Here is a 23873-nt window from a genome sequence, read left to right as displayed (position 1 = left end):
GCTCCCTATTCTTATTACAGGCTTCCCCACCGAAATGATGGACATCAACGAGATTCGCGAATACCTGCCTCACCGCTACCCGTTCCTGCTGGTAGACCGTGTGACGGATCTGGACTTCGAGGCCCAGAGCATTCGTGCCTACAAGAATGTCAGCATCAACGAGCCGTTTTTCAATGGCCACTTCCCGGCACACCCGATCATGCCGGGTGTCCTGATCATCGAAGCCATGGCCCAGGCGGCCGGCATCCTTGGTTTCAAGATGCTCGATGCCAAGCCGGCCGATGGCACCCTGTACTACTTCGTCGGTTCCGACAAACTGCGTTTCCGTCAGCCGGTTCTGCCGGGTGACCAGCTTGTGCTGGAGGCGAAGTTCCTCAGCCGTAAAAGCATGATCTGGAAGTTCGAGTGCCGCGCCCTTGTCGATGGCAAGCCGGTCTGCTCGGCAGAAATCACCTGTGCGGAACGCTCCCTATGAATTCGATTGATCCTCGGGCCATTATCGATCCGTCGGCCAAGCTGGCCGACGGCGTCGAGGTCGGCCCTTGGTCGATCGTTGGCCCTGATGTCGAAATCGGGGAGGGCACCGTTATCGGCCCGCATGTTGTGCTCAAAGGCCCGACCCGCATCGGCAAGCACAACCGTATCTTTCAGTTTTCCTCGATCGGTGAAGACACCCCGGACCTTAAGTACAAGGGTGAGCCGACGCGCCTGGTGATCGGCGATCACAATGTGATTCGCGAAGGGGTGACCATCCACCGCGGTACTGTTCAGGACCGCTCGGAAACCACCGTGGGTGACCATAACCTGATCATGGCCTATGCCCACATTGGCCACGACAGTGTCATCGGCAACCACTGCATCCTGGTCAACAACACGGCGTTGGCAGGTCATGTACATGTGGGTGACTGGGCGATCCTGTCCGGTTACACCCTGGTTCACCAGTACTGCCATATTGGCGCCCACGCGTTTTCCGGCATGGGCACGGCCATTGGCAAGGACGTTCCGGCCTTCGTTACCGTGTTCGGCAGCCCGGCCGAAGCCCGCAGCATGAACTTCGAGGGCATGCGCCGCCGCGGTTTCAGCGACGAGGTGATCCATGTGCTGCGTCGTTGCTACAAGATTGTCTACCGTCAGGGCCTGACCGTCGAAGACGCGCTCAAGGAGCTGGCCGAACCGGCCACGCAACACCCTGAGGTCGAGCTGTTCCGTCAGTCGATCCTGAGCTCCGCTCGCGGCATCACGCGCTGATATGGCCCAGCTTTGCGTAGCGCTGGTCGCGGGTGAGGCCAGTGGCGATATTCTTGGTTCAGGCTTGATGCGTGCCCTCAAGGCACGCCACCCCGACGTGCGGTTCATCGGGGTTGGCGGCCCCTTGATGGAGGCCGAGGGCCTGCAATCCTATTTCCCCATGGAGCGCCTGGCCGTCATGGGGCTGGTCGAGGTACTGGGGCGTCTGCGCGAGCTGCTCAAGCGCCGCAAGCTGCTGATCCAGACCCTGATCGAAGAAAAACCCGACGTATTCATCGGCATCGACGCCCCTGACTTCACCCTCAACATCGAGCTGAAGCTGCGCCAGGCCGGGATCAAGACCGTGCACTATGTCAGCCCGTCAGTGTGGGCCTGGCGGCAAAAGCGGGTGCTGAAGATCCGCGAAGGCTGCGACCTGATGCTGACGCTGCTGCCGTTCGAGGCGCGGTTCTACGAAGAGCAGGGTGTGCCAGTGCGTTTTGTTGGCCACCCGCTGGCAGACACCATCCCGCTTGAAGCCGACCGCCCGGCCGCGCGCGCCGCGCTGGGCCTGGGCGAGGGGCCTGTGGTGGCGTTGATGCCGGGCAGTCGAGGGGGCGAAGTAGGGCGCCTGGGCGCGTTGTTCCTCGACGCCGCCGAGCGCCTTTGCCAACAAGTGCCGGGTGTGCGCTTCGTGTTGCCCTGCGCCAACGCCACGCGGCGCACCCAGATCGAACAGATGCTTGAAGGGCGCCAACTGCCGCTGACCCTGCTCGATGGCCAGTCGCACCAAGCCCTGGCAGCCTGTGACGCGGTACTGATCGCCTCGGGTACCGCCACCCTCGAGGCGCTGCTGTACAAGCGGCCGATGGTGGTGGCGTACCGCCTGGCGCCCTTGACCTTCTGGATTCTCAAGCGTCTGGTGAAAAGCCCTTACGTGTCATTGCCGAACCTGCTGGCCCAGCGAGAGCTGGTGCCCGAGTTGCTGCAGGACGACGCTACCAGTGAAGCGCTGGCCAACACCCTGGCGCCGCTGGTGCGCGATGGAAGCCAGCAGACCGAACGTTTCGACGAAATTCACCGCACCCTGCGCCGTGACGCCTCCAATCAGGCGGCCGAGGCGGTACTGGCCCTGCTCAAGGACCGCTGACATGCAAATTGGACTGGACTTCAACCTGGTAGAAGACCTGGTCGCCGGCGTTGACGAAGTGGGCCGCGGCCCGTTGTGCGGCGCGGTGGTAACGGCGGCCGTGATTCTTGATCCCGCGCGGCCGATTCTCGGTCTGAACGATTCGAAGAAACTCACCGAAGCCAGGCGTGAGGCGCTGTTCGACGAGATCTGCGAAAAGGCCTTGAGCTTCTGCATCGCCCGCGCCGAAGTCGAGGAAATCGACAGCCTGAACATCCTGCAGGCCACCATGCTGGCCATGCAGCGGGCAGTGGAGGGCTTGCACATTACACCAAAGCTGGCCCTGATTGATGGCAATCGCTGCCCGAAGCTGGCGGTGCCGGCAGCACCGGTGGTCAAGGGGGATAGCCAGGTGCCGGCCATTGCGGCGGCATCGATCCTGGCCAAGGTGACCCGTGATCGGGAGATGAGTGCGTTCGAACTGATCTACCCGGGTTACGGCATTGGCGGGCACAAGGGCTACCCGACCCCGGTGCATCTCGAGGCGTTGGCGCGCCTTGGGCCTACGCCCATTCATCGGCGTTCCTTCGCCCCGGTGCGGGCGGCTTGGGAAGCGCGCGAAGGCGTCACCGATTCCCTGATCTGACCTATTGGGGCCGCTTTGCGGCCCTTCGCGGGCACGCCCGCTCCCGCAGGATTCATCGGTCTGAGCAGCGGGGCCGTACCTGTGGGGGCGGGCGTGCCCGCGAAGGGCTGCAAAGCAGCCCCAAAAAAAGCCCCCAGTTAGGCTACAATCCCGCCCTTGTCGTTAAGCTCTGCTACAGGATCTTCCATGTCGGTTCCCTTCGTTCACCTGCGCGTCCATTCCGAATTCTCGCTGGTCGACGGCCTGGTGCGGATCAAACCGCTGGCCAAGGCGCTGACCGGGATGAACATGCCGGCGGTCGCGATCACCGATCAGAGCAACATGTGCTCGCTGGTGAAGTTCTACAAGACGGCCATGGGCGCCGGCATCAAACCGATCTGCGGTGCCGACCTGTGGCTGGCCGGTGCCGACCCGGAAGCCCCGCTGTCGCGCATCTGCTTCCTGGCCATGGACCCCAAGGGCTATCGCAACCTCACCGAACTGATCTCGCGCGGCTGGACCGATGGCCAGCGCAATGGCCTGGTCATCCTCCAGCGTGAATGGATCGCCCCGGCCAGCGAGGGCCTGATTGCCCTGTCCGCGGGCAAGGAAGGCGACATTGGCATGGCGCTGCTGGCGGGTCGGCAAGACGAAGCCGAAGCGCTTCTTCAAGACTGGATGGGCATGTTCCCCGAGCGCTTCTATGTTGAAGTGCAGCGCACCAATCGGGCACGCGACGAAGAATACGTGCACGCGGCGGTCGCATTGGCCGACAAGCTTGGCGCCCCGCTGGTGGCTACCAACGACGTACGTTTCATCAAGCAGACGGACTTCGACGCCCACGAAACCCGCGTATGCATTGGCGAGGGATGGACCCTTGACGACCCGCGCCGTCCGCGTTGCTACAGCGACCAGCAGTACCTGAAGTCGGCCGAGGAAATGGCCGAGCTCTTCAGCGACCTGCCCGACGCCATCGCCAACACCGTCGAAATTGCCAAGCGCTGCAACATCCAGGTACAGCTGGGCAAGTACTTCCTGCCTGACTTCCCCACGCCCAACGGCATGGGCATCGACGACTACCTGCGGCATGTGTCCCACGAAGGCCTGGAAGAGCGCCTGGCCGTGCTGTGGCCGAAAGAGACCACGCCCAATTATGAAGAAAAGCGTCAGGTTTACCTGGACCGCCTGAAGTTCGAGCTGGACATCATCATCCAGATGGGCTTCCCCGGTTACTTCCTGATTGTTATGGACTTCATCAAGTGGGCCAAGAACAACGACGTACCGGTTGGCCCGGGCCGCGGTTCGGGTGCTGGCTCGCTGGTGGCCTATGTACTGAAGATCACCGATCTCGACCCGCTGGCCTACGACCTGCTGTTCGAGCGCTTCCTCAACCCTGAACGTATTTCCATGCCCGACTTCGACGTCGACTTCTGCATGGACGGCCGTGACCGGGTGATCGACTACGTGGCCGAGGCCTACGGCCGTAATGCGGTGAGCCAGATCATCACCTTCGGTACCATGGCCGCCAAGGCGGTGGTGCGTGACGTGGCGCGGGTGCAAGGCAAATCCTATGGCCTGGCCGACCGCCTGTCGAAGATGATCCCCTTCGAAGTGGGCATGACCCTGGAGAAGGCCTACGAGCAGGAAGAAATCCTGCGTGACTTCCTCAAGGGCGACGAAGACGCCCGTGAAATCTGGGACATGGCCCTGAAGCTGGAGGGTGTGACCCGGGGTACCGGCAAGCACGCCGGTGGTGTGGTTATCGCACCGACCAAGCTCACCGACTTTTCGCCGATCGCCTGTGATGAAGAGGGTGGTGGCCTGGTAACCCAGTTCGACAAGGATGACGTCGAGGCCGCCGGCCTGGTGAAGTTCGACTTCCTCGGCCTGCGTACCTTGACCATCATCAAGTGGGCGATGGAGATCATCAACCGCGAGCAGGCCAAGAAGAACCTGCCCGACCTCAACATCGACTTCATCCCGCTGGACGACCGCAAGACCTACGAGCTGCTGCAGAAGGCCGAAACCACGGCGGTGTTCCAGCTGGAATCGCGCGGCATGAAGGAGCTGATCAAGAAGCTCAAGCCCGACTGCCTGGAAGACCTGATCGCACTGGTTGCGTTGTTCCGCCCGGGCCCGCTGCAATCGGGCATGGTGGACGACTTCATCAACCGCAAGCACGGCCGCGCCGAGCTGGCCTACCCGCACTCCGACTACCAGTACGAAGGCCTCAAGCCGGTACTGGCGCCAACCTACGGCATCATCCTGTACCAGGAACAGGTGATGCAGATCGCCCAGGTGATGGCAGGTTATACCCTGGGTGGCGCCGACATGCTGCGCCGGGCCATGGGTAAGAAAAAGCCCGAGGAAATGGCCAAGCAGCGCGGTGGTTTCATCGAAGGTTGCGTAGCCAACAATATCGATGCGGACCTCGCCGGTAACATCTTCGACCTGGTAGAGAAGTTCGCGGGCTACGGCTTCAACAAATCCCACTCCGCCGCCTATGGCCTGGTGTCGTACCAGACCGCCTGGCTGAAAACCCACTACCCGGCGCCGTTCATGGCCGCGGTCCTGTCGGCGGATATGCACAACACCGACAAGGTGGTGGTGCTGGTGGAGGAGGTGCGCAGCATGAAGCTGCGCCTCGACGCGCCGGATGTGAACTTCTCGGACTTCAAGTTCACCGTCAACAACGACGGCCGTATCGTCTACGGCCTTGGTGCCATCAAGGGTGTCGGCGAAGGCCCGGTGGAGGCGATTGTCGAGGCCCGTGCCCAAGGCGGTCCCTTCAAGGACCTGTTCGATTTCTGTGAACGCATCGACCTCAAACGGGTCAACAAGCGTACCCTTGATGCGCTGGTGCGCAGTGGCGCGCTGGACCGCCTTGGCCCGCACTTCCATGACGAGATCAAGGCCTACCACGCCAACATCGACATCAACCGGGCAACCTTGCTGTCGGCGCTGGGCGAGGCCATCAAGGCAGCCGAGCAGGCCGCACACACCGCTGACAGTGGCCATGTCGACCTGTTCGGCAGCATGTTCGACGCGGCAGATGTCGATGTGTATGCCAACCACCGCAAGGTGCGCGAGCTCACCCTCAAGGAGCGTCTGAAGGGGGAGAAGGACACCCTTGGCCTGTACCTCACCGGCCACCCGATCGACGAGTACGAGACCGAGATCCGTCGCTTCGCCCGCCAGCGCATCGTCGACCTCAAGCCGTCGCGCGAAACCCAGACCATCGCGGGCATGATCATTGCGCTGCGGGTGATGAAGAACAAGAAGGGCGACAAGATGGGCTTCGTCACCCTGGATGACCGTTCCGGGCGGATCGAGGCATCGCTGTTTGCCGATGCCTTCATGGCGGCACAGTCCTTGCTGCAGACCGACGCGATGGTGGTGGTGGAAGGCGAGGTCAGCAATGACGACTTCTCCGGGGGCTTGCGCCTGCGGGTGAAGCAGGTGATGACCATGGAAGACGCACGCACCAAGCTGGCCGAGAGCCTGCGCCTGAAGGTGGCGCATGACGCACTGAAGGGCGACCGGCTGAAGTGGCTGGGCGAGCTGATCACCCGCCATCGCGGTGCCTGCCCGATCACGCTGGAGTACACCGGCAGCGACGCCAAGGCCATGCTGCAGTTTGGCGAGCAGTGGGCGATCGATCCGGCCGATGGGCTGATTCAGGCGCTGCGTGACCAGTTCGGGCGTGAGAACGTCTTCCTGCAATATCGTTGAACCGACAAAAATTTAATCTCGACCTGAATGCGCCTGATCCCTTAAGGTATGGCGCCAAACGGATCAACCGGCCGGCCGCCTGGCCGTAGACCCAAGACGGATGACTATGAACCCGAATTTCCTCGACTTCGAACAGCCGATTGCCGACCTGCAAGCCAAGATCGAAGGCCTGCGCCTGGTGGGCAACGACAACTCGCTGAACATCAGCGATGAAATTGCCCGTCTGCAAGACAAGAGCAACACCCTGACCGAAAGCATCTTCGGCAACCTGACCAGCTGGCAGATCGCCCGCCTGGCCCGTCACCCGCGTCGTCCATACACCCTGGACTACCTGGAGCACATCTTCACCGAGTTCGAAGAGCTGCACGGGGACCGTCACTTCTCTGACGACGCCGCCATCGTGGGTGGTACTGCGCGTCTGGACGGCAAGCCGGTCATGGTCATTGGCCACCAGAAGGGCCGTGAAGTGCGCGAGAAAGTGCGTCGCAACTTCGGCATGCCGCGCCCGGAAGGTTACCGCAAGGCCTGTCGCCTGATGGAAATGGCCGAACGCTTCAAGATGCCGATCCTGACCTTCATCGACACGCCGGGCGCCTACCCGGGCATCGACGCCGAAGAGCGCAACCAGAGTGAAGCCATCGCCTGGAACCTGCGGGTCATGGCACGCCTGAAAACCCCGATCATCGCTACCGTGATCGGTGAGGGTGGTTCCGGTGGGGCACTGGCCATTGGCGTGTGCGACCAACTGAACATGCTGCAGTACTCCACCTACTCGGTTATCTCGCCGGAAGGCTGTGCTTCGATTCTGTGGAAAACGGCCGATAAAGCAGCAGACGCGGCCGAGGCCATGGGCATCACCGCCGAGCGTCTGAAGAGCCTGAATATTGTCGACAAGGTCATCCAGGAGCCGCTGGGCGGCGCCCACCGTGACCCGGCTAAGATGTCCGAAAGCATCCGTGCCGATCTGGTGCAGCAGCTGGACATGCTCGGCAAGTTCGACAACGATGCGCTGTTGGCCCGTCGTTACGAGCGCCTGATGAGCTACGGCCTCTGATTCTGATTAGCCCTGGGGCCGTTTTGCGGCCCTTGTGATTGATGGCACCGGCTTCGCCGGTGTTCGCGGGTAAACCCGCTCCTACAGGTTGCGCTGCCCTTGAGGCTTGCGCCGTACATGTGGGCGCGGGCATGCCCGCGAATGCTTTCTTGAATCGAGCGAGGGCTAGATGATCAACCTCACTCCTTGGCTCAACGCCCCCACCTGGCACGTCGCCTTCTCCGGCGGCCTCGATTCCACCGTCCTCCTGCACCTGCTGGCCGAATACGCCCGCAACCACGCCTCCCCCCCGCTGCGCGCCATCCATATCCACCACGGCCTGCAAGCCGCTGCCGACGCCTGGCCCACCCACTGCCAAGCCATCTGCGACAATTTCGACGTTGAACTCCAGGTCATCCACGTCCAGGTTTCCCCAGGCGCCAGCCTGGAACAGGCGGCCCGAGAGGCCCGCTATGCCGCCTTCAGGCAAGTGCTCGGCCCGGGCGATATCCTGTTCACCGGCCAGCACCGCGACGACCAGGCCGAGACCCTGCTGTTCCGCCTGTTGCGCGGCGCCGGCCTGCGTGGCCTGGCGGCAATGCCGGGGCAGCGGGCGCTGGGGCAGGGCAGCCTGGTCAGGCCGTTACTGACCTGTTCCCGGCAACATTTGCAGGATTATGCCCAAGCCCAAGGGCTGACCTGGATCGAAGACCCGTCAAACGTCGACACACAATTCGCCCGCAACTACCTGCGCGGCGAAGTGATGCCGCAGTTGCAGCAACGTTGGCCACAGGCCAGCCAGAACTTCGCCCGGGCAGCAGAGCATCTGGGCGAGGCGCTGGGTTTGCTGGACGAACTGGCCCAGGAGGATCTGACGCTTGCGCGCAAAGGGGCGCCTCTCGCCTGGCCGGGGCTGGATTCCCTCGACCTGGCCGCCCTGCTGGCGTTATCGCCGGCCCGTCAGCGCAATGCCTTGCAGTACTGGCTTAGCCAGCGCACCCGTTTGCCCGATACCCGGCACTGGGCCGGCTGGGCAGACCTGCGCGATGCCGGTGCCGATGCCCGGCCAGTCTGGCGGCTTGCCGATGGACGGTTGGTGCGTAGCCACGGGCGCATCTGGTGGTTGAGCGGTGATTGGCTACAGCAACCGGCTGGCTCGCTGGCCTGGCCCGACCCTGATGGGCCGTTGCGGTTGCCGGGCAATGGTTGCGTGCGTCTTGTTGGCGCAGCCGTGCCGAGCGGGTTGCGCATTGCCTACCGTCAGGGGGGGGAAATGCTGGAGGTTCCCGGCCGTGGTCGGCGGGACCTCAAGCGCCTGCTCAACGAACAGCAGGTGCCGCATTTCCTGCGCTCGCGCCTGCCGTTGCTGTATCACGGCGAATGCCTGCTGGCGGTGGCCAACCTGCCCGGGCTGGTGCAGGCGGATTGCCAACTGCACTGGCAGTTACCGACGAACGCGCAAGGTTTGAGCTGAAGGGTACATTCCGGTAGACTACCCTCCCTTCTTGATACAACTTCTGTGGGTTCCGCGAAAACACAGGAGTTGCCGATTACCAAGCAGTTTTTTGCCGAGCTGATTCTGGAAATGACGAGCGAACGCCATGCCGGGTATACCCTGGCTGTACAGACGCGGCAGTTTTTCGAGATGCACTGTGATTGACGCAGGTGATCGGGGGCTTCGGCCTTCCTTCGCTTTCTCCGGCGGCGCTGGCCGCCTTAACGCAGACTTCTAGGGTTTTTCATGACGCGCTACATATTCGTCACGGGCGGTGTTGTTTCTTCATTGGGGAAAGGCATTGCCTCGGCTTCCCTGGCGGCCATCCTGGAAGCGCGGGGCCTGAAGGTCACCATGCTCAAGCTGGATCCGTACATCAACGTCGACCCGGGTACCATGAGCCCGTTCCAGCACGGTGAAGTTTTTGTCACCCACGATGGCGCCGAGACCGACCTCGACCTGGGTCACTACGAGCGGTTCATCCGCACCACCATGACCCAGAACAACAACTTCACCACTGGCCGTATCTACGAGCACGTGCTGCGTAAAGAGCGTCGTGGTGATTACCTGGGCGCGACCATCCAGGTCATCCCGCACATCACCGACGAAATCAAGCGTCGCATCATCAAGGGTGCCGGCGATGCCGACGTGGCCCTGGTGGAAATCGGCGGTACCGTGGGGGATATCGAGTCGCAGCCGTTCCTCGAGGCGATTCGCCAGCTGCGTGTCGAAGTGGGCTCCAAGCGTGCCATGCTGATGCACCTGACCCTGGTCCCGTACATCGCCACCGCTGGCGAAACCAAGACCAAGCCGACCCAGCACTCGGTCAAGGAGCTGCGCTCCATCGGCCTGCAGCCTGACGTGCTGATCTGCCGCTCCGACCACCCGGTGGATGCTTCGTCGCGTCGCAAGATTGCGCTGTTCACCAACGTTGAAGAGCGTGCGGTGATTTCGCTGGAAGACGTCGACACCATCTACAAGATCCCGGGCGTACTGCATGCTCAGGGCCTGGACGACTTCGTCGTCGAGCGCTTCGGCCTGCAGTGCAATGGTGCCGACCTGTCCGAGTGGGACAAGGTGGTTGATGCCAAGCTCAACCCGGAGCACGAAGTGACCATCGCCATGGTCGGCAAGTACATGGAGCTGCTGGATGCGTACAAGTCGCTGATCGAAGCGATGAGCCACGCCGGCATCACCAACCGGACCAAGGTCAACCTGCGCTACATCGATTCGGAAGACATCGAGAACCAGGGCACCAGCCTGCTCGAAGGCGCCGATGCCATCCTGGTACCGGGCGGTTTCGGCCTGCGCGGTGTGGAAGGCAAGATCACCGCGGTGCAATACGCCCGTGAGAACAAGGTGCCGTACCTGGGTATCTGCCTGGGCATGCAGGTGGCCGTCATCGAATTCGCCCGTAACGTGATGGGCTGGAAAGACGCCAACTCCACCGAGTTCGACCGTAACAGCGGCCACCCAGTGGTCGGCCTGATCACCGAGTGGGCCGATGCCACCGGTGCCGTCGAGACCCGCGACGAGGCTTCCGACCTGGGCGGCACCATGCGCCTGGGCGCACAGGACTGCCAGCTGGCTGCCGGTTCCAAGGTGCACGACTGCTACGGCAAGGACGTGATCACCGAGCGTCACCGTCACCGCTACGAAGTGAACAACAACCTGCTGCCACAACTGGTGGAAGCTGGTCTGGTGGTTTCCGGCCGTTCCGAAGACGGCGCGCTGGTGGAAGTGGTCGAGTCCAAGGACCACCCATGGTTCGTCGCTTGCCAGTTCCACCCGGAGTTCACCTCCACCCCGCGTGACGGCCACCCGCTGTTCAGCGGCTTCGTCAAGGCAGCCCTGGCTCAGAAGAACAAGGCCTGATCGATGACCCAGAAGATCATCCGCGTCGGTAACATCGAAATCGCCAACGACAAGCCTTTCGTCCTGTTCGGCGGCATGAATGTTCTGGAGTCCCGTGACCTGGCGATGAAGGTCTGCGAAGAGTACGTGCGGGTTACCGAGAAGCTCGGTATCCCGTATGTGTTCAAGGCCAGCTTCGACAAGGCCAACCGTTCGTCGGTAACGTCCTACCGTGGCCCTGGCATGGAAGAGGGGCTGAAGATCTTCGAAGAGATCAAGCGCACCTTCAACGTGCCGGTGATCACCGACGTGCACGAGCCTTACCAGGCCGAGCCCGTCGCCAAGGTATGCGACATCATCCAGTTGCCGGCTTTCCTGTCGCGGCAGACTGACCTGGTAGTGGCCATGGCCAAGACCGGCGTGGTGATCAACATCAAGAAGGCTCAGTTCCTCGCACCTCAGGAAATGAAACACATCCTGGCCAAGTGCGAAGAAGCCGGTAACGACCAGTTGATACTCTGCGAGCGTGGTTCGAGTTTCGGCTACAACAACCTGGTGGTCGACATGCTGGGCTTCGGCATCATGAAGCAGTTCGACTACCCGGTGTTCTTCGACGTGACCCACGCCCTGCAGATGCCGGGTGGCCGCGCCGATTCCGCCGGCGGCCGTCGTGCCCAGGTCACTGACCTGGCCAAGGCCGGCATGAGCCAGGGCCTGGCCGGGCTTTTCCTCGAAGCCCACCCCGATCCGGACAACGCCAAGTGCGATGGCCCATGCGCCTTGCGCCTGGATAAACTGGAGCCGTTCCTGGTCCAGCTCAAGCAATTGGACGACCTGGTGAAAAGTTTTCCGACGGTAGAAACCGCGTAAAGCTCATTTCTCGGGTAAAGTACCGCCCGATCCACCCCTGACCAGTCGGTCAGGGGCTCCCTTCATCAGGCCTGCCCAAAGCAAGTTCGCCTGGTGAACGGCAAGAATTTCCTAAGCTAAGTTGTTTTCGTCAAATTCTGGAGTGCTTACAACAATGGCAAAAATCGTCGACATCAAAGGTCGTGAAGTTCTCGATTCGCGTGGCAACCCCACTGTGGAAGCCGATGTACTGCTCGACAACGGCATCATCGGCAGCGCTTGCGCGCCGTCCGGTGCTTCTACCGGCTCGCGCGAAGCGCTGGAGCTGCGTGATGGCGACAAGAGCCGTTACCTGGGCAAGGGCGTGCTGAAGGCCGTCGCCAACATCAACGGCCCGATCCGTGACCTGCTGCTGGGCAAGGATCCTTCCGACCAGAAGGCGCTGGACCGCGCCATGATTGAACTGGACGGTACCGAGAACAAGGCCAAGCTGGGCGCCAACGCCATCCTGGCTGTTTCCCTGGCTGCCGCCAAAGCTGCTGCCCAGGACCAGGACCTGCCGCTGTACGCGCACATCGCCAACCTGAACGGCACCCCGGGCCAGTACTCGATGCCGGTTCCGATGATGAACATCATCAACGGTGGCGAGCACGCCGACAACAACGTCGACATCCAGGAGTTCATGGTTCAGCCGGTTGGCGCCAAGACCTTCTCTGACGGCCTGCGCATGGGTACCGAAATCTTCCACCACCTCAAGGCCGTCCTGAAGGCCCGTGGCCTGAACACCGCCGTAGGTGATGAAGGTGGTTTCGCCCCGAACCTGGCATCCAACGAAGACGCCCTGGGCGCCATCGCTGAAGCTGTCGAAAAAGCCGGCTACAAGCTGGGCACCGACGTGACCCTGGCCCTGGACTGCGCGGCTTCTGAATTCTACGAAGACGGCAAGTACAACCTGTCCGGCGAAGGCAAGTCGTTCGACGCCGAAGGCTTCGCCGACTACCTGAAAGGCCTGACCGAGCGTTTCCCGATCATTTCGATCGAAGACGGCCTGGACGAGTCCGACTGGGCTGGCTGGAAAATCCTCACTGACAAGATCGGTGAAAAAGTCCAGCTGGTCGGTGACGACCTGTTCGTGACCAACACCAAGATCCTCAAGGAAGGCATCGAGAAAGGCATCGGTAACTCGATCCTGATCAAGTTCAACCAGATCGGCTCGCTGACCGAAACCCTGGAAGCCATCCAGATGGCCAAGGCTGCTGGTTACACTGCAGTGATCTCGCACCGTTCCGGTGAAACCGAAGACTCGACCATTGCCGACCTGGCTGTGGGTACTGCTGCTGGCCAGATCAAGACCGGCTCGCTGTGCCGTTCCGACCGCGTTTCCAAGTACAACCAGCTGCTGCGCATCGAAGAGCAACTGGGCGCCAAAGCGGTTTACCGCGGTCGTGCCGAGTTTCGCGGCTAAGCAAGAGATGGTAAAAAGGCAGCAGCCGAAGTTGTAGGAACGTTCGTACTGAACTTTCCTACGTACTAACGGGTTTCTGTCGACGAAGCCTGGCCTCGGCCAGGCTTCGTGCTATTCGAGGCCCCGAAGTAAAAACGCGGCAGCCTTTTTAACCTGGATAACGTGATGCGCAGTCCCTATTGGTTGTTCCTCGTTCTGCTCTTGCTGTTGGGTGGCCTGCAGTACCGCCTGTGGGTGGGTAACGGCAGCCTGGCGCAAGTGACCGAACTGAAGCAGCAGATTGCCGATCAGCATGCCGAAAACGAGCGCTTGCTCGAGCGTAATCGTGTGCTCGATGCTGAAGTGCTAGAGCTGAAAAAAGGCATGGAGACCGTTGAAGAACGGGCCCGCCACGAATTGGGGATGGTCAAAGAGGGCGAAACCCTCTTCCAGTTGCCACAGAAATGATCGATACCTTGCCGGCCTTCTGGGCCGTGATTCCTGCGGCGGGTGTGGGTGCCCGCATGGCTGCCGACCGCCCCAAGCAATACCTGGAGCTGGCTGGGCAGACCCTTCTCGAGCACAGCCTCGACTGTTTTCTTGGCCACCCGGCACTTAAGGGCGTGGTGGTCAGCATTGCCGAAGACGACCCGTACTGGCCTGGCCTGCGCTACGCCAGCGACCCACGCATCCAGTGCGCGGCGGGCGGGCGTGAACGCGCTGACTCGGTGCTTAACGCCTTGCTGGTGCTGCATGCCCAGGGGGCGGGGGACAGCGACTGGGTGCTGGTGCACGATGCTGCGCGGCCGAACCTGGCACGCAGCGACCTGGACAAGCTGTTGTCGGAGCTGGCGGACGACCCGGTGGGTGGCCTGCTGGCGGTGCCGGCGCGCGATACCCTCAAGCGTGCCGACAGCCATGGCCGGGTGAGTGCTACGGTGGACCGCAGCACGATCTGGCAGGCGTACACACCGCAGATGTTCCGCCTTGGAGCGTTGCACCGGGCGCTGGCTGAGTGCCTGGTGTCGGATGTGGTGGTGACCGATGAAGCCTCGGCCATCGAATGGTCCGGTCAGGCGCCGCGGCTGGTGGAAGGGCGCAGTGACAACATAAAGGTAACCCGGCCCGAAGATCTCGAATGGTTGCGCCAGCGCTGGGCGGGTAAACGCTGAGCGTTCTACTGGGGCGGCCAATTTCCACCCGGCGTTCACCGTTGGCGCCGCCGCCGTATTCGCGGGTAAACCCGCTCCTACATACGCATCGGTGCTTGGGCACAGGTCGTCGTAGGAGCGGGTTCACCCGCGAAGAGGCCAGTACATGCAGCACATCCCGTCAGCCGAAACGATACTCCGGCAACCCCGCCAACCCCTCCTTCAGGTAATCCACCAGCCGCCGTACCTTCGGCGACAGGTGCCTCTGCTGCGGATACAGCGCCCACACCGCCGTATTCGGCGGTTGGTGCGCCTCCAGCAGCGACACCAGCGCACCACTGTTCAGGTGTTCCAGCACGTAGTAATCCGGCAACTGGCACAACCCGATCCCTTGCAGCGCCGCATCCAGCACTGCCTGGCCACTGTTGCAGCGCCAGTTACCCTGTACCCGCTGGCTGATCTCACGGCCATCCTGCTGTAGCGCCCACAAGTCCGAACTCCCCACCAGGCAATTGTGCCGCGCCAGCTCCGACAGGCTGTGTGGCCGGCCATAGCGCTCAAGATAGGCCGGCGAGGCGCACAGGTACATGCGCCTTGGCGCCAGGCGGGTAGCCACCAAGCGAGAGTCGGCCAGGCGGCCAAGACGGATGGCCAGGTCCATGCCTTCATGCAGCAGGTCGAGGGTGTGGTTGCTCAGCTCCACATCCACGCGCAGCTGCGGGTACAGCGCCATGAATCGCGTCACCAGCGGCACGATGAAGCGCTCGCCGTAGGCCACTGCGCACGTCATGCGCAACAAGCCCTTGGGTTCGCTGGCCAGGTCGCCCATGGCGCGCAGCGCTTCCTCGCGGCCATCCTGCAAGCGTTGGCAATGCTGCAGGAAAGTCTGCCCTGCCTCGCTCAGGGTTACCCTGCGGGTACTGCGGTACAGCAAGCGCGTTTGCAGGCGGTCCTCCAGCCGGGCGATCTGCCGGCTGATGTGCGATGAGGAAACCCCCAGGCGTTCGGCGGCGGCAGTGAACTGGCCCGATTCGGCCACGGCGACAAATTCGTCGATGCCTTCCCATCGGCTGCTCATCGATTATCCCTGTATGGCAATAATGTTTTGTCTTTGGCCTGATTATTAATCAAATGACGCTGAATTACACTGCAAGACTGAATCGATCCACTGTCTGGAGACCTTTGATGATCAAGTCCCGTGCTGCCGTTGCCTTCGAAGCCAAGAAACCCCTGGAAATCGTCGAAGTCGACGTGGCCATGCCAAAGGCCGGTGAAGTGCTGCTGCGCGTGGTCGCCAGCGGTGTCTGCCACACCGATGCCTATACCCTGTCCGGTGCTGACCCGGAAGGTATCTTCCCGTCGATCCTCGGCCACGAAGGCGGTGCCATCGTCGAAGCGGTGGGCGAGGGGGTGACCTCGGTCGCCGTGGGTGACCACGTCATCCCGCTGTACACCCCAGAATGCGGCAAGTGCAAGTTCTGCCTCTCGGGCAAGACCAACCTGTGCCAGGCCATCCGCGCCACCCAGGGCAAGGGCCTGATGCCGGACGGCACCACGCGCTTCTCGTACAAGGGCCAGCAACTGTTCCACTACATGGGCACCTCGACGTTCTCCGAATACACCGTGCTGCCGGAAATTTCCGTGGCCAAGATCCAGAAAGAAGCACCACTGGAAAAGGTCTGCCTGCTGGGCTGCGGCGTCACCACCGGTATCGGCGCGGTACTCAACACTGCCAAGGTCAAGCCAGGTGATACCGTGGCCATCTTCGGCCTCGGTGGCATCGGCCTGTCAGCCGTGATCGGTGCGGTCAAGGCCAAGGCCTCGCGTATCATCGCCATCGACATCAACCCGGCCAAGTTCGAAATCGCCCGCCAACTGGGTGCCACCGATTGCATCAACCCGAAAGACTACGATCGCCCGATCCAGGAAGTGATCGTCGACCTCACCGATGGTGGCGTGGACTTCTCCTTCGAGTGCATCGGCAACGTTCAGCTGATGCGCGCCGCCCTGGAATGCTGCCACAAGGGCTGGGGTGAGTCGGTGATCATCGGTGTGGCCGGTGCCGGCCAGGAAATTTCCACGCGTCCGTTCCAGCTGGTTACCGGTCGGGTCTGGCGTGGTTCGGCGTTCGGCGGGGTGCGTGGCCGCAGCGAACTGCCGAGCTACGTGGAAATGTCCGAGAAAGGCGAGATCCCGCTGGACACCTTCATCACCCACACGATGGGGCTGGAAGACATCAACAAGGCCTTCGACCTGATGCATGAAGGCAAGAGCATCCGTAGCGTGATCCACTTCTGAGGTCTGCCATGAGCCTGGATAACATCTCCTGCCAGAAGAGCTTCGGCGGCTGGCACAAGCGTTACCGGCATCATTCCAAGGTGCTGGGTTGCGATATGGTGTTCGCCGTGTACCTGCCACCGCAGGCCGAGCAGGGCGAAAAGCTGCCGGTGCTTTACTGGCTCAGCGGCCTCACCTGCACCGACGAGAACTTCATGCAGAAGGCCGGCGCCCAGCGTCTGGCCGCCGAGCTGGGGCTGATCATCGTTGCCCCCGATACCAGCCCGCGTGGCGAGCAGGTGCCGGGCGATCCGGACGGCGCCTGGGACTTCGGCCTGGGCGCTGGCTTCTACCTCAACGCCACCCAGCAACCCTGGGCCCAGCACTACCGCATGCACGACTATGTGGTGGAGGAGTTGCCAGCCCTGATCGAGGCCCACTTCCCGGCGTCGGGCGAGCGCAGCATCAGCGGCCACTCCATGGGTGGGCATGGCGCGCTGGTGTGCGCCTTGCGCAATCCGGGGCGCTACCGCTCGGTGTCGGCATTCTCGCCAATCAGCAATCCGATGGATTGTCCGTGGGGCGAGAAAGCCTTCAGCCGCTACCTGGGTGAAGACCGTGGGCGCTGGCGTGAGTGGGATGCCAGCGTGCTGCTGGCCGAAACCCCGGCAGGCCAATGCCCGCCGTTGCTGGTGGATCAGGGCGACCGTGACGACTTCCTCGAGAAGCAACTCAAGCCTGAAGCGCTGGAACAGGCGGCACGCAAAGGTGGCCATGCAATGACCCTGCGTATGCAGCCGGGTTATGACCATAGCTACTACTTCATTGCCAGCTTCATCGAGGAGCACCTGCGCCATCATGCGGTGGCACTGGGGCGGGTTTAACGCTTGCTGTGGGAGCGGGCGTGCCCGCGAAGGGCTGCACAGCAGCCCCAATCCCACAAATCCCCTGCAAAGCAGGTAGAATCACGCCCTGACTCATTCAGGGCGTTTTTTTATGCGTATTGGCCACGGCTACGATGTGCACCGTTTCTGCGACGGTGATTTCATTACCCTGGGCGGGGTGCGTATCCCCCACAAATACGGCCTGTTGGCCCATTCTGACGGTGACGTGCTGTTGCACGCCCTGAGCGATGCCTTGCTTGGCGCTGCGGCGCTGGGCGACATCGGCAAGCACTTCCCTGACACTGACCCGCAGTTCAAGGGGGCTGACAGCCGCGCGCTGCTGCGCCATGTGGTCGGCATCGTCAAGGCCAAGGGCTGGAAGGTCGGCAACGTTGACGCCACCATCGTCGCCCAGGCACCGAAAATGGCCCCACACATCGAAACCATGCGCCAGCTGATCGCCGAAGACCTGCAGGTCGAGCTCGACCAGGTCAATGTCAAGGCCACCACCACAGAGAAGCTTGGCTTTACCGGCCGCGAGGAGGGCATTGCCGTGCATTCGGTCGCCCTGCTGCTGCCAGCATGACCGAACTGGAATTGCTGGGCCCGCGCGCATCGGGCGAACCCCTGGGCACCGCCGTCCTCAAAGCGGTTGCCGAAGACTTTCAGGTTGACGAAGTTCTGGATATACCGCTATCCGGCCAAGGCGAGCACCTGTGGCTGTGGGTCGAGAAGCGTGACCTGAACACTGAAGAAGCCGCCCGGCGCCTTGCCCGCGCCGCTGGCGTGCCCGTGCGCAGCATCAGCTATGCCGGCCTGAAGGACCGCCAGGCGCTGACCCGCCAGTGGTTCAGCCTGCACCTGCCGGGCAAGGCCGACCCGGATCTGTCGCGTGCCGAGGATGCCAGCCTGCGTGTGCTCAAACAGGTGCGTCACCAGCGCAAACTGCAGCGCGGCGCGCATTCGGCCAACGGGTTCACCTTGCGCCTGACCGCCCTGGCTGCCGATCACCAGGCGGTGGATGCGCGCCTGGAGCAGCTCAGGCAGCAAGGTGTGCCCAACTATTTCGGCACCCAGCGCTTCGGGCACGGGGGTGGCAACGTCCATGACGCCCTCGATTGGGCCGCACGCAAGGCTTTGCCTGAACAGCGCAACGTGCGTTCGCGGCTGCTTTCGGCCGGGCGCAGCTACCTGTTCAATCAGTTGTTGGCTGCGCGTGTCGCTGATGGTAGCTGGGCCCGAGCCCAGGTCGGCGACCTGCTGGCGTTCACCGAAAGCCGCAGTTTCTTCCCGGCGGGTGAGGCGGAATGTGCCGACCCGCGGCTGGCGATTCTCGACTTGCATCCAACCGGCCCGATGTGGGGGGAGGGCGCTTCACCTGCTGGCGGTGCGCCTGCCCAGCTGGAAAACGCTATCGGCGCACGTCAGCCGGCACTTTGCCAGTGGCTGGCTCAGGCGGGCATGGATCACGAACGGCGAATTCTGCGGCTCCCTATTGGCGGCCTGACGTGGCATTATCCCGAGCCTGATATCCTGCAACTGGAATTCGTCCTGCCGGCCGGATGCTTCGCCACCGTGGTGGTGCGTGAAGTCGTGGATCTGGTGTCGGCAGGGCAGACGGACAGCCCATGCGTATTCTGATTTCGAATGACGACGGTGTTACCGCACCTGGCATCGCCGCGCTGCACGCTGCGCTGGTGGATTATGCCGAGTGCGCGGTGATCGCCCCGGATCAAGACAAGAGCGGCGCCAGCAGTTCGCTGACGCTGGACCGGCCACTGCATCCGCAGACCCTGGCCAATGGCTTCATCAGCCTCAACGGCACGCCGACCGACTGCGTGCACCTGGGGCTCAATGGGCTGTTGCCGCAGACGCCGGATATGGTCGTGTCGGGGATCAACCTCGGTGCCAATCTGGGCGATGACGTGCTGTATTCGGGAACGGTCGCTGCGGCGCTGGAAGGCCGCTTCCTCGGCGGTACCTCGCTGGCGTTCTCGCTGTTGTCGCGCCAGCCGGACAACCTGCCGACTGCGGCCTATATCGCCCGTCGTCTGGTCGAGGCACAGTCGCGCCTGGTGTTGCCGCCACGCACTGTACTCAACGTCAATATTCCCAACTTGCCACTGGAGCACATCCGTGGCATCCAGCTCACCCGTCTCGGTCACCGCGCGCGGGCGGCGGCGCCCACCAAGGTGGTCAACCCGCGTGGCAAGGAAGGCTACTGGATTGCCGTGGCCGGTGATGCCGAGGACGGCGGCCCGGGCACCGACTTCCACGCGGTGATGCAAGGCTACGTATCGATTACCCCATTGCAGCTCGACCGCACCTTCAATGATGCCTTCGAGCAGCTCGATGGATGGCTGGAGGGCCTGCTCTGATGCGCGAGGACGATATGCTGCGGCGTGGCATCGGCATGACCTCTCAGCGTACCCGGGAGCGGCTGATACAGCGTTTGTGCGAAGAGGGGGTTTCGAACACCAAGGTGCTCGACGTGATCCGTCGTACGCCGCGCCACCTGTTCGTCGACGAGGCGCTGGCGCATCGAGCATACGAAGACACCGCGCTGCCGATCGGCCACAACCAGACCATCTCCCAGCCGTTCATGGTTGCTCACATGAGCGAGCTGTTGCTCGAGGCCGGGCCGCTGGACAAGGTGCTGGAGATTGGCACCGGTTCGGGCTACCAGACGGCGATCCTGGCTCAGCTGGTCGAGCGGGTGTTTTCGGTAGAGCGCATCAAGGTGCTGCAGGACCGGGCCAAAGAGCGCCTGGTGGAGCTTAACCTGCGCAACGTGGTATTCCGCTGGGGTGACGGTTGTGAGGGGTGGCCGGCGCTTGCGCCGTACAACGGCATCATCGTCACCGCCGTGGCGCCGGAAGTGCCACAGGCACTGCTCGACCAACTGGCACCCGGTGGACGCATGGTCATTCCGGTAGGGCCGGCCGGCGAAGCGCAGCAACTGATGCTGATCGTGCGCGAGGAGCATGGATTCTCCCGTCGCGTACTGGGGGCTGTGCGCTTCGTGCCGCTGCTCAATGGGCCTCTGGCCTGAGGCCTGTTGATCTGAGCTGCGCAGGCATGAGGCGCGGTGTATTTTTGTGCCGGTGGCGAATTCTTGTCGCTTCGCCCTGTCTATCAGGCGGTGCGAAGCGCTAACGCACAGCGTGCACCGGGGTTTTATGCCCGTCTTTTGAACCCGTCTGCCATTACCGGCTGGCTTGGTTATAATTGCAACAATATTGCATTTCTTGTCTTCATATCGATTTTCGGCACCATGAGGGGAGCGCGGGTGGGTCACACAGTCATTCGGCAGCGCAAGGACGGGTCGGGTTTCAAGCTTCTGGTGATTGCATTGGCCATGGGCACGCTTCTGGTGGGTTGCTCAAGCACCAGCAGCAACAGCGCGCGGGTGGTCGACCGCAACAACACCGTGCCCAAGCGCCCGGCGGTGACTTCTGGGCAATACATCGTCAAGCCAGGCGACACCCTGTTCTCCATCGCCTTCCGTTATGGCTGGGACTACAAGGAGCTGGCTGCACGCAACGGCATTCAGGCGCCTTATACCATCCGCCCGGGCCAAGCGATTCGTTTCAGCAGCGGTTCCAGCAGCCGCACCACGGTGGTGTCCAGCCCGTCCTCGTCAAGCCGCACCACGGTCACGCGGCGGCCTGTGGGCAGCACTGCCACGGCGCCTGCCAGCACCAGCAAACCGGCCACGTCGGCGCCTTCCACCCCTGCCCCTGTGGTCGCTACCGTACCAGCCGCAGAGCGCGCGGTAGGTGGTTGGACCTGGCCTGCCAATGGCGTGCTGATTGGAAAATTTGCTTCAAACGGTAGTTTGAATAAAGGCATTGATATCGCCGGTGATTTGGGACAGCCTGTTTTTGCTGCGTCTGATGGTGCGGTGGTTTATGCCGGGAGTGGTTTGAGGGGCTACGGCGAGCTGATCATCATCAAGCACAGCGACACCTACGTCAGTGCCTACGGTCATAACCGCAGGCTGTTGGTTCGGGAGGGGCAGCAGGTCAAGGCAGGGCAGTCGATTGCTGAAATGGGGTCTACGGGCACAGATCGGGTGAAGCTGCATTTCGAGATTCGCCGCCAGGGCAAACCCGTCGATCCACTCCAGTTCCTGCCACGTCGTTGACCGTTGTACCCAGCCTGTTCCTGTGATGTAGAGGGGACAGGCTCAAGCGCTGCCAGGGAGAAAGGTGCCGCTCGAGTCTGAGTTCGAACTCAGCAAAGGATTATAACAATGGCTCTCAGTAAAGAAGTGCCGGAGTTTGACATCGACGATGACGTCCTCCTGATGGAGACGGGTATCGTTTTGGAAACGGATGTGGTGTCAGACGAACCTGCTGTATCTTCGGTTCGGACGAGGGCCAAATCGGGCTCTTCGCTCAAGCAACACAAGTACATCGATTACAGCAGGGCGCTCGATGCCACCCAGCTGTATCTCAACGAGATTGGTTTCTCGCCGCTGCTTTCGCCGGAAGAAGAAGTGCATTTTGCGCGCTTGTCGCAAAAGGGTGACCCTGCCGGCCGCAAGCGCATGATCGAAAGCAACCTGCGCCTGGTTGTCAAAATTGCCCGTCGTTACGTGAACCGTGGCCTGTCGTTGCTCGACCTGATCGAGGAGGGCAACCTGGGGCTGATCCGGGCGGTCGAGAAGTTCGACCCGGAGCGTGGTTTCCGTTTTTCGACCTACGCGACCTGGTGGATTCGCCAGACCATCGAACGGGCGATCATGAACCAGACTCGCACCATTCGCCTGCCGATCCATGTGGTCAAGGAACTGAACGTCTACCTGCGCGCCGCGCGCGAGCTGACGCAGAAACTCGACCACGAGCCCTCGCCGGAAGAAATCGCCACCTTGCTGGAAAAGCCGGTCGCCGAGGTCAAGCGTATGCTCGGCCTGAACGAACGGGTGTCTTCGGTAGACGTGTCGCTTGGCCCGGATTCGGACAAGACGCTGCTCGATACCCTGACCGACGACCGCCCGACGGACCCGTGCGAACTGCTGCAGGATGACGACCTGTCGCAGAGCATCGATCAGTGGCTGGGCGAGTTGACCGACAAGCAGCGTGAAGTGGTTGTACGCCGCTTTGGCCTTCGCGGCCATGAAAGCAGTACCCTGGAGGATGTTGGGCTGGAGATCGGCCTTACCCGTGAACGCGTGCGGCAAATCCAGGTGGAAGGGCTCAAGCGCTTGCGCGAGATCCTTGAAAAGAATGGTCTGTCCAGCGAGTCATTGTTCCAGTAGCTAGCGCTGTAACAAAAGACGCCCCGATGCTCTCGGGGCGTTTTTGTTTGTGGCGAAAAGCGAGGTTCCCTTTCAGATTGCCGGGGCGCATGGCGCCCAGACGCTACCTGGTAAGACACCTATCAAATGTGTACCGCGCTACCCCAGTAACATCGCGTGTAAGCCTTTACTTACTCGTTGTGTAAGCTTTCCATGCAACCTTCAGTAAATCAAAGTCGTTTCCAAAGGCTGAATTTTTACAACCCATTGAAAAGCATGGTTTATTCACCGGTGAGTAAATGTGTCCGCGGAAATACCTTGCAAGCTCCATCGCTTGCTCGCCTGGCTGAACCCGCTAGTATTCGAACTGTGCGCAGGGACATGCACAGGCTTTCAGGATGAAGGCCAGGGACATCGCAAGAAGCGATTTCATCAGGATGATGTTTGGGACAAGCAGGGACTACGGAAAAAAATGTGGGCGGGTCAAACCGCCCCTTTTTTTGCCCGTAGGAAAACAAAAAAGGCCCCGAAGGGCCTTTTTTGCGTCTGGGCGCTATCAGCGCTCCAGGTCGGCAATCTTGCCAGGCTTGCCATCCCATTCTTCAGCGTCCGGCAGGGCGTCCTTACGCTCGGTGATATTCGGCCAGATTTCCGCCAGCTCGGCGTTCAGCTCGATGAAGTTTTCCATGCCAGAAGGCACTTCGTCTTCCGAGAAGATGGCTTGCGCTGGGCACTCCGGCTCGCACAAGGCGCAGTCGATGCACTCGTCCGGGTGGATGACCAGGAAGTTCGGGCCTTCGTAGAAGCAGTCCACCGGACAGACTTCCACGCAGTCGGTGTATTTGCATTTGATGCAGTTGTCGGTGACGACGAAGGTCATTTCTAATTCTCTCCTCAGGCGACGGCGGCGGCCCTTCCTCTCAGGGCCGCG

22 protein-coding genes are annotated in these 23873 nt (G+C 61.9%); 20 read left to right on the top strand and 2 right to left on the bottom strand.

Annotated features, from left to right (window positions below; genetic code table 11):
- Positions 1 to 34: 34 nt before the first annotated feature.
- From fabZ to ispD, 12 genes are all read left to right on the top strand, one after another.
- Positions 35 to 475, top strand: a complete 441-nt coding sequence (fabZ, locus tag REH59_RS22510; protein WP_003252314.1) for a 3-hydroxyacyl-ACP dehydratase FabZ — start codon at positions 35 to 37, stop codon at positions 473 to 475.
- The gene (lpxA, locus tag REH59_RS22505; RefSeq protein WP_003252316.1) at positions 472 to 1248 is read left to right on the top strand and encodes an acyl-ACP--UDP-N-acetylglucosamine O-acyltransferase; all 777 of its coding nucleotides are present in this window, start codon (positions 472 to 474) and stop codon (positions 1246 to 1248) included. Before fabZ ends, lpxA begins: the two co-directional genes overlap by 4 nt.
- A gap of 1 nt (position 1249) precedes the next feature.
- The gene (gene lpxB, locus REH59_RS22500; protein WP_003252318.1) at positions 1250 to 2377 is read left to right on the top strand and encodes a lipid-A-disaccharide synthase; all 1128 of its coding nucleotides are present in this window, start codon (positions 1250 to 1252) and stop codon (positions 2375 to 2377) included.
- A gap of 1 nt (position 2378) precedes the next feature.
- Complete coding sequence (gene rnhB, locus REH59_RS22495; protein ID WP_003252319.1) at positions 2379 to 3002, top strand: ribonuclease HII; 624 nt, start codon at positions 2379 to 2381, stop codon at positions 3000 to 3002.
- A 186-nt stretch (positions 3003 to 3188) separates the two neighbouring features.
- Positions 3189 to 6713, top strand: coding sequence for a DNA polymerase III subunit alpha (gene dnaE / locus REH59_RS22490; RefSeq protein ID WP_014861651.1), 3525 nt, complete (start codon positions 3189 to 3191; stop codon positions 6711 to 6713).
- A gap of 106 nt (positions 6714 to 6819) precedes the next feature.
- Positions 6820 to 7767, top strand: a complete 948-nt coding sequence (locus REH59_RS22485) for an acetyl-CoA carboxylase carboxyltransferase subunit alpha (protein WP_003252323.1) — start codon at positions 6820 to 6822, stop codon at positions 7765 to 7767.
- A 169-nt stretch (positions 7768 to 7936) separates the two neighbouring features.
- Complete coding sequence (gene tilS / locus REH59_RS22480; RefSeq protein ID WP_014861652.1) at positions 7937 to 9220, top strand: tRNA lysidine(34) synthetase TilS; 1284 nt, start codon at positions 7937 to 7939, stop codon at positions 9218 to 9220.
- Positions 9221 to 9487: 267 nt separating this feature from the next.
- The gene (locus REH59_RS22475) at positions 9488 to 11116 is read left to right on the top strand and encodes a CTP synthase (RefSeq protein WP_003252329.1); all 1629 of its coding nucleotides are present in this window, start codon (positions 9488 to 9490) and stop codon (positions 11114 to 11116) included.
- Between the two features lie 3 nt (positions 11117 to 11119).
- Complete coding sequence (gene kdsA / locus REH59_RS22470; RefSeq protein WP_003252332.1) at positions 11120 to 11965, top strand: 3-deoxy-8-phosphooctulonate synthase; 846 nt, start codon at positions 11120 to 11122, stop codon at positions 11963 to 11965.
- Positions 11966 to 12119: 154 nt separating this feature from the next.
- Positions 12120 to 13409: a phosphopyruvate hydratase gene (gene eno, locus REH59_RS22465; protein ID WP_003252333.1), complete on the top strand. Its 1290-nt coding sequence runs from the start codon at positions 12120 to 12122 to the stop codon at positions 13407 to 13409.
- A gap of 165 nt (positions 13410 to 13574) precedes the next feature.
- A complete protein-coding gene (gene ftsB / locus REH59_RS22460) occupies positions 13575 to 13856 on the top strand; it encodes a cell division protein FtsB (protein WP_004576849.1) in 282 nt (93 codons plus the stop codon).
- On the top strand, positions 13853 to 14560 hold the full coding sequence (ispD, locus tag REH59_RS22455) for a 2-C-methyl-D-erythritol 4-phosphate cytidylyltransferase (RefSeq protein ID WP_003252335.1): 708 nt from the start codon (positions 13853 to 13855) through the stop codon (positions 14558 to 14560). Before ftsB ends, ispD begins: the two co-directional genes overlap by 4 nt.
- A gap of 160 nt (positions 14561 to 14720) precedes the next feature.
- Here the strand turns inward: ispD and REH59_RS22450 are convergent, their stop codons facing one another.
- Entirely contained in the window at positions 14721 to 15617 is an 897-nt protein-coding gene (locus REH59_RS22450; protein WP_003252336.1) for a LysR substrate-binding domain-containing protein, read from the bottom strand.
- A 107-nt stretch (positions 15618 to 15724) separates the two neighbouring features.
- Here REH59_RS22450 and REH59_RS22445 point away from each other — a divergent pair, with 107 nt between their 5' ends.
- The 8 genes from REH59_RS22445 (at position 15725) to rpoS (ending at position 22963) form a co-directional block, all read left to right on the top strand.
- Positions 15725 to 16837 carry an S-(hydroxymethyl)glutathione dehydrogenase/class III alcohol dehydrogenase gene (locus tag REH59_RS22445; protein WP_003252338.1) on the top strand — a complete coding sequence of 371 codons (1113 nt, stop codon included), beginning with the start codon at positions 15725 to 15727 and terminating at the stop codon, positions 16835 to 16837.
- Positions 16838 to 16845: 8 nt separating this feature from the next.
- A complete protein-coding gene (fghA, locus tag REH59_RS22440; protein WP_003252340.1) occupies positions 16846 to 17700 on the top strand; it encodes an S-formylglutathione hydrolase in 855 nt (284 codons plus the stop codon).
- 112 nt (positions 17701 to 17812) lie between these two features.
- A complete protein-coding gene (gene ispF / locus REH59_RS22435) occupies positions 17813 to 18286 on the top strand; it encodes a 2-C-methyl-D-erythritol 2,4-cyclodiphosphate synthase (protein ID WP_003252342.1) in 474 nt (157 codons plus the stop codon).
- On the top strand, positions 18283 to 19341 hold the full coding sequence (gene truD, locus REH59_RS22430; protein WP_014861653.1) for a tRNA pseudouridine(13) synthase TruD: 1059 nt from the start codon (positions 18283 to 18285) through the stop codon (positions 19339 to 19341). Before ispF ends, truD begins: the two co-directional genes overlap by 4 nt.
- Positions 19329 to 20078 carry a 5'/3'-nucleotidase SurE gene (gene surE / locus REH59_RS22425; protein ID WP_003252346.1) on the top strand — a complete coding sequence of 250 codons (750 nt, stop codon included), beginning with the start codon at positions 19329 to 19331 and terminating at the stop codon, positions 20076 to 20078. The genes truD and surE overlap by 13 nt, the downstream gene beginning before the upstream one ends.
- Positions 20079 to 20113: 35 nt before the next feature.
- Positions 20114 to 20752, top strand: a complete 639-nt coding sequence (locus REH59_RS22420) for a protein-L-isoaspartate(D-aspartate) O-methyltransferase (protein WP_003252348.1) — start codon at positions 20114 to 20116, stop codon at positions 20750 to 20752.
- Positions 20753 to 20989: 237 nt separating this feature from the next.
- A complete protein-coding gene (locus REH59_RS22415; protein ID WP_004574839.1) occupies positions 20990 to 21847 on the top strand; it encodes a peptidoglycan DD-metalloendopeptidase family protein in 858 nt (285 codons plus the stop codon).
- A gap of 108 nt (positions 21848 to 21955) precedes the next feature.
- Positions 21956 to 22963, top strand: a complete 1008-nt coding sequence (gene rpoS, locus REH59_RS22410; protein ID WP_003252351.1) for an RNA polymerase sigma factor RpoS — start codon at positions 21956 to 21958, stop codon at positions 22961 to 22963.
- 535 nt (positions 22964 to 23498) lie between these two features.
- Here rpoS and fdxA read toward each other — a convergent pair.
- Positions 23499 to 23822 carry a ferredoxin FdxA gene (fdxA, locus tag REH59_RS22405; protein WP_003252355.1) on the bottom strand — a complete coding sequence of 108 codons (324 nt, stop codon included), beginning with the start codon at positions 23820 to 23822 and terminating at the stop codon, positions 23499 to 23501.
- Between the last annotated feature and the right edge of the window lie 51 nt (positions 23823 to 23873).

The organism is Pseudomonas sp. BO3-4, from assembly GCF_034044115.1.
Classification (GTDB): Bacteria; Pseudomonadota; Gammaproteobacteria; order Pseudomonadales; family Pseudomonadaceae; genus Aquipseudomonas; species Aquipseudomonas alloputida.
Note: the sequence above shows the minus strand (reverse complement) of the source record. Positions and strands in the feature narration are given on the sequence as shown.